This is a genomic window from Duganella lactea (assembly GCF_009857505.1).
In the GTDB taxonomy this organism is placed as follows: Bacteria; Pseudomonadota; Gammaproteobacteria; order Burkholderiales; family Burkholderiaceae_D; genus Rugamonas; species Rugamonas lactea.
Window position 1 is genome coordinate 71,982 of record NZ_WWCP01000028.1, and the last position, 6,528, is coordinate 78,509.

5 protein-coding genes and 1 rRNA gene are annotated in these 6,528 nt (G+C 62.8%); 1 reads left to right on the forward strand and 5 read right to left on the reverse strand.

Translation table 11 applies throughout. The annotated features are described in order from the left end of the window. Positions 1-86: 86 nt before the first annotated feature. From GTP44_RS19740 to GTP44_RS19760, 5 genes are all read right to left on the reverse strand, one after another. A complete protein-coding gene (locus tag GTP44_RS19740) occupies positions 87-692 on the reverse strand; it encodes an ABC-type transport auxiliary lipoprotein family protein (RefSeq protein WP_308494382.1) in 606 nt (201 codons plus the stop codon). A 10-nt stretch (positions 693-702) separates the two neighbouring features. Beyond that, the gene (locus GTP44_RS19745; RefSeq protein ID WP_161020766.1) at positions 703-1,641 is read right to left on the reverse strand and encodes an MlaD family protein; all 939 of its coding nucleotides are present in this window, start codon (positions 1,639-1,641) and stop codon (positions 703-705) included. Continuing rightward, a complete protein-coding gene (locus GTP44_RS19750) occupies positions 1,641-2,483 on the reverse strand; it encodes an ABC transporter ATP-binding protein (RefSeq protein ID WP_161020767.1) in 843 nt (280 codons plus the stop codon). The genes GTP44_RS19745 and GTP44_RS19750 overlap by 1 nt, the downstream gene beginning before the upstream one ends. Then, positions 2,483-3,595, reverse strand: coding sequence for an MlaE family ABC transporter permease (locus GTP44_RS19755; protein WP_161020768.1), 1,113 nt, complete (start codon positions 3,593-3,595; stop codon positions 2,483-2,485). Before GTP44_RS19755 ends, GTP44_RS19750 begins: the two co-directional genes overlap by 1 nt. A gap of 86 nt (positions 3,596-3,681) precedes the next feature. Then, a complete protein-coding gene (locus GTP44_RS19760) occupies positions 3,682-5,163 on the reverse strand; it encodes a B12-binding domain-containing radical SAM protein (protein ID WP_161020769.1) in 1,482 nt (493 codons plus the stop codon). A 335-nt stretch (positions 5,164-5,498) separates the two neighbouring features. Here GTP44_RS19760 and GTP44_RS19765 point away from each other — a divergent pair. Continuing rightward, a 16S ribosomal RNA gene (locus tag GTP44_RS19765) occupies positions 5,499-6,528 on the forward strand; the annotation flags it as partial.

Here is a 6,528-nt window from a genome sequence, read left to right on the forward strand (position 1 = left end):
TGCCGCTGTCGTTGTCGCCGCAGCCGGCTCGGCGGGCGTCGCGGCGGGCGCCTCTGGCTGCGGACCGGACGCCGGCGGCTGTTCCGTCATTTCGACGGCGGCAGCGCCGCCAGCCAGGTGAGCATCTCGGCGGCGACGGCGTCGCTGGCATCGGCCAGCGCGCGCACGCCACCGGCGGCGTCCGCGCTCGGCGCCGGCTTGCTGCTGCTAAAGGTCTTCTGATCGACCAGGCGGTGATCGCGGAACACCGACGCGCGCAGCCGCAGCAGCCCCTGGCTGCTGGTGGCGCTGTCGAAGTTCTGCGTGAACTCCTCGACCTCCATGCGCAGCACCGTCGCGCTGGCTGCCGCATCGGTGGCCGACAGCACCTTGACGCCGCCATGCGACAAGCTGGTCTTGATGCGTTGCGTCAGCAGTTGAAAGGGCGTCGCCGTCCACTGGTTGTAGGCATACGGGCGCGACTGCCGCGCATCCGCATACAGCAGGCGGTAATACATGCGCTCCGAATCGAGCGCCGCCGGGCCGGTCACATCCGCCACGATCAGCGCGCCGACCGTGCTGGCGCTGCTGGTCTGCGCCGGTGGCGGGCCGAAGTCGTACTGCGCGGTCGGCTGGCCCTTGCTGGCGCAGGCGCCCAATGCCAGCGCGGCGACGGCCATGGCGACGCCGTTACGGAAGGTGTTGATCATCATCGCGCTCTCCTTATTTCGTGGGCGCCGCAAAGCCTTCTTCGCCCGGCCCCGGCGGCGTGCCGGGCGCGCCGAAGATCAGGCTCTGCGGACGGTCGTTAATCTTGTTCATGGTCCGGCGCAGCGCCCGCATCGACGCGCGCGTGTCGTCCGACAGCGAATTCACCTGCGGCAGCGTGTCCAGCTCCAGCCCGCCGGCCACCGCGTCGACCGAGCCGCCGATGCGCTCCACCTGCGTGGTGATGCGGTCGATCGGCCCGCCCGGCGCCTGCAGGCCGGTGGTCAACTGGTTGACGTCGGTGGCCAGCGCGTTGACCGAGTTCAGCGTCTTCTGCGCCGCATTGGCCAGCGCCGGCAGCTTGTCGATGGTCGGCTGCAGCTGATCCGGGATAGCGCGGTATTTCTGCGCCGTCTGGCTGACGTCGGCGAAGGCGCCGATGATGGTCTTGCGGTTGTCATCGCTGAGCAGATCGTTCAGACGGCGGGTGACTTCCTCGGTCTGCGACAAAATCTCCTTGCCGCGCTTTTCCAGCTGATCGAAGAAGCCCTGGCGCAGCGGAATGCGCGCCGGATGCTCGCTGCTGGAGGGCAGCAGCGGCGAGCCGACCTGGTCGTCGTCCAGCGCGATGAAGGCGATGCCGGTCACGCCCTGGTAGCCCAGCGCGGCAAAGGTGGTGGTGGTGATCGGCGCGTCGGTATTGATGTTCAGCGTCACCAGAATCTGGCCGGCCACTTTCGGGTCGAAGGCGATGCCGCCGACGCGGCCCACCTCCAGCCCGCGATAGCGGATCGGCGCCTGCGGATTGAGGCCGGGAACCGACTGCGCGGTGGCGATCACATACGGCGTGCGCTCGACGCGGTCGCGGTTGAACCAGAGGCCGTACAGAATGGCCGCGATCAGCAGCGTGATCGTAAAAAAGCCGGTGGTGAGGGCGTGGGAACGGTTTTCCATCATTTCTCCGTCGATGTTTTTTCTTCAAGCGCTTCCAGCGCGCGGCGGCCGCGGTCGCCGAGGAAGAACTCCTTGATGAACGGGTGATCCACTTTTAGCAGGTCCTGCAGCGGGCCGAGCGCGATCACATGTTTTTCCGCCAGCACCGCGATGCGGGTCGACAGCGCGAACAACGTATCGAGATCGTGCGTGACCATCACCACCGTCAGCCCGAGCTCGCGGTGCAGCGACTTGATCAGCCGCACAAACGCCTCCGACAAGTCGGGGTCGAGGCCGGCGGTCGGCTCGTCGAGGAACAGCAACTTGGGCTCCAAGGCCAGCGCCCGCGCCAGCGCCACCCGCTTGACCATGCCGCCGGACAGGTCGGACGGCATCTTGTTCGCATGCTCCGGCCCCAGACCGACCATATTCATTTTCAGCAGCACGGCGTCGCGCACCAGGTCTTCCGGCAGCACGTGCAGCTCGCGCATCGGCTGCGCGATGTTCTCGAACACCGTCAGCGCCGAATACAGCGCGCCCTGCTGGAACAGCATGCCCCAGTGATTGCGCAGCTGCTGCAACTGGTCGGCGCCGATCTCGCTGATGTCCTCGCCGAACACGCGCACGCAGCCGCGCGCCGGATGTTCCAGGCCCAGCATCTGCCGCAGCAGTGTGGTCTTGCCGGTGCCGGAGCCGCCGACGATGGACATGATCTCGCCCTGTTCGATCTCCAGGTTCAGATCCTGGTGCACCACCGTACGGCCGTACTTGGTCCACAGGCCGGTGATCTCGACCACCGGCACGCTGCCGTCGAGCGTCAGTTCGCCGGTGGCCGCGCCGCAGGTGCTGATGTTTTCGCTCATCAGAACCCCACGCCGCTGAAGATGATGGCGAACACCGCATCGGCCAGAATCACCGCCGTAATCGCCGTCACCACCGAGGTGGTAGTGCCGCGGCCCAGGCTCTCGGTATTGGGCTTGATGCGCAGGCCGAAGTGGCACGACACCAGCGCGATCAGCATGCCGAACACCACCCCCTTGCCGATGCCGATCATGTAGTTCGCCAGCGGCACCGCTTCCGGCAGTTTCATCAGGAAGTATTGCGGCGACAGGTTCAGCTCCACCTGCGCCGACAGCATGCCGCCCAGCAGCGCGATGGTGTCGGTCCAGATCACCAGCAGCGGCATGGCGATGGCCAACGCCAGCACCTTGGGCATGATCAGGCGGAAGCCGTGCGAGATGCCCATCACCAGCATGGCGTCCAGCTCCTCGGTCACGCGCATCACGCCCAACTGCGCGGTGATCGACGAGCCGGAGCGGCCCGCCACCAGGATCGCCGCCAGCAGCGGCCCCAGTTCGCGGATGATGCTCATGCCGAGCAGGTTGACCAGGAAGATGTCGCCACCGAAGTTGCGCAACTGCTGCGCCGACAGGAAGGAGAACACCACGCCGATCAGGAAGCCAACCAGCGCGGTAATGCCCAGCGCCTGGAAGCCGGCGTGGTAGATATTGGCGGAGATTTCCTTCCACGGGCCGCGCATCGGCCTGCGCAGGAAGCGGCCGATGTCCAGCACCAGTTCGCCGATCAGCCGCAGCAGCCCGGTCAGGTGCTCGAAGAACAGCATCACCGCGAACCCCAGTTTCATCACCAGCGTCAGGCGGTGTTGGCGCGTGCGGGGCAGCTCGATCGTACCGGTGCTTTCCAGCCGGTTGAAGAATTCCTCCAGCTCCGGCGGCAGCTGCAGCTGGGCCGGGCGGCGCTTGCCCCAGGCGTTCCAGAACAACTGGGCGCCGATGTGGTCCATGCTGTGGACCGCCGCCAGGTCCCAGGTGACCTGGCGGTCCTTCAGGGCGGCGAGGAAGGCGGTGATGCTGGCCATCGCCTTGCCCTGCGCCAGCGCGTGAACCTGCCAGGTGCCGGTCGCGGTGACGGCGCCGGCGTTCAGTGTCAGGGAGGGCTCTTGGGCGATGGGCATAACCGCCAGTTTAAGGGAGATTGGTCCGGGCCGCTACCAGAGCATGTGTCTGAGGTGTGCGGCCTCGCCCTTAAGGCGGATGCCGTTCAGGCAGCCAAGCGACGCGCCTGGCGCTTCGGTGCCGGTGTGGCCTCGGCCGCCGGCTTGGCCTTGGCGCCGCCGCTGTAGTCGGTGGCCAGCAGGGCGTCGGCGTCGGCCTTGTCCATGCCCTGCGTCTGCAGGTAGCGCGAGACCATCGCCACCAGCCGCTCCAGCGCGATGCGGTGGGTGGCGTCGGTGTTGGCGTACAGCCAGTCGGCGAAGGCCATGAAGCGCTGGAACGGCTGCTCGCCCAGCAGCACCGGCAGCGTATGGGCGAAGCGGCCGGAATTGGCCACCAGGTCCCAGTAGCGGGCAAAGCGCACCAGGCGCTGCATGGTTGCAAAGTCGATATCGCGGTTGGCCAGGATGGTGTACGGCGCATACGGGTCGTAGACCATGCCGTATTCCTGCGTGTGGCGGATGATCGGCGTGCCGCGCAGCCGCTTGAGGATACCGAACTGGATCTCGTGCGGCGCCAGCGCCCACAGCTTGTTGAAGCCTTCGGCAAAGCTCTCCACCGTCTCGCCGGGCAGGCCGGCGATCAGGTCGACGTGCATGTGGGCGTGCGATTGCGTGGTCAGCCAGCGGATGTTGTCGGCGGCCTTCTGGTTGTCCTGCTTGCGGCTGACCAGTGTCTGGACCGCCGGGTTGAAGCTCTGGATGCCGATCTCGAACTGCAGCGCGCCGTGCGGGAACTTGCTGATGCCCTCTTTCAGTGCGTCCGGCAGATGGTCCGGCACCAGCTCGAAGTGGGCGTAGACCGGATCGTCCGGATGGGCTTCCAGCTTGTCGAGGAAGAACTGCATGATCTTCAGGCTGGTCTTGATGTTCAGGTTGAAGGTGCGGTCGACAAACTTGAACAGGCGGGCGCCGCGCTGGTACAGCGATTCCATCTCCGCCAGGAAGCTGTCGAGCGCGAACGGCCATGCCGTCTTGTCCAGGGCGGACAGGCAGAACTCGCACTTGAACGGGCAGCCGCGCGAGGCTTCCACATACAAGGTGCGGTTCTTGATGTCGTCGTCGGTGTAGAGCGAGTAGGGCAGCTTGATCTCGGCCATCGGCGGCTGCACGCCGGCGTGCACCTTCATCAGCGGTTTCGGGCCGTGGAGGATTTCGCCGCACAGTTTAGGGAAGGTGACGTCGCCCCAGCCGGTAATCACATAATCGGCCAGCTTGACGATCTCCTGCTCATGGGTCTCGTGTGACACTTCCGGGCCGCCCAGCACCACCACCACCCGCGGCGCCACGCGCTTGAGCATGGCGACGACCTTGGTGGTCTCCTCGACGTTCCATATATAGATGCCGAAGCCGACGATCTTCGGCGAGTACGACAGGATGCGTTCGACAATCTCGGTGGCCTTGGCGCCGATGACAAATTCCTGCAGCCGCGTTTGCTCCTGCAGCGCGCCCATATTGGCCAGTAAATAGCGCAACCCCAGCGATGCATGGGTATAGCGGGCGTTCAGCGTAGTAAGTAGGATAGACATTCGTTTATTTTACCCTTGCCAGACGCGCCCGCCCTTGCTATAGTTCGCCCCCTCGCAAAACGACGCATGCAAATGCAGCGCGAAGCGGGAAAAAGAAGAGCTTGACGAGATGTGCGAAACGCCTCATAATCTTGCCTCTTCGCTGATGAACAAAACGCTTTATCAGCAGCGCAGCACCGAATAATGATCTTTAAAAATTTACAGTCGATAAATGTGGGCGTTTGATGCTGCAACAAAAAGCATTAAATGCTCAACAAAGAAATATTCAGTAGAAATACTGTCAGTATTTTTGAGAAGAGCGAACCAGTGACCAGCAGTGGCCACAAACAGAGATTAAACTAAAGAGTTTGATCCTGGCTCAGATTGAACGCTGGCGGCATGCCTTACACATGCAAGTCGAACGGCAGCACGGAGCTTGCTCTGGTGGCGAGTGGCGAACGGGTGAGTAAAATATCGGAACGTACCCAGGAGTGGGGGATAACGTAGCGAAAGTTACGCTAATACCGCATACGTCCCAAGGGAGAAAGTGGGGGATCGCAAGACCTCATGCTCATGGAGCGGCCGATATCTGATTAGCTAGTTGGTGGGGTAAAGGCCTACCAAGGCATCGATCAGTAGCTGGTCTGAGAGGACGACCAGCCACACTGGAACTGAGACACGGTCCAGACTCCTACGGGAGGCAGCAGTGGGGAATTTTGGACAATGGGCGCAAGCCTGATCCAGCAATGCCGCGTGAGTGAAGAAGGCCTTCGGGTTGTAAAGCTCTTTTGTCAGGGAAGAAAAGGCTGTGGCTAATATCTGCGGCTCATGACGGTACCTGAAGAATAAGCACCGGCTAACTACGTGCCAGCAGCCGCGGTAATACGTAGGGTGCAAGCGTTAATCGGAATTACTGGGCGTAAAGCGTGCGCAGGCGGTTTTGTAAGACTGTCGTGAAATCCCCGGGCTCAACCTGGGAATGGCGATGGTGACTGCAAGGCTAGAGTTTGGCAGAGGGGGGTAGAATTCCACGTGTAGCAGTGAAATGCGTAGATATGTGGAGGAACACCGATGGCGAAGGCAGCCCCCTGGGTCAAAACTGACGCTCATGCACGAAAGCGTGGGGAGCAAACAGGATTAGATACCCTGGTAGTCCACGCCCTAAACGATGTCTACTAGTTGTCGGGTCTTAATTGACTTGGTAACGCAGCTAACGCGTGAAGTAGACCGCCTGGGGAGTACGGTCGCAAGATTAAAACTCAAAGGAATTGACGGGGACCCGCACAAGCGGTGGATGATGTGGATTAATTCGATGCAACGCGAAAAACCTTACCTACCCTTGACATGGATGGAACCTCTGAGAGATTGGAGGGTGCCCGAAAGGGA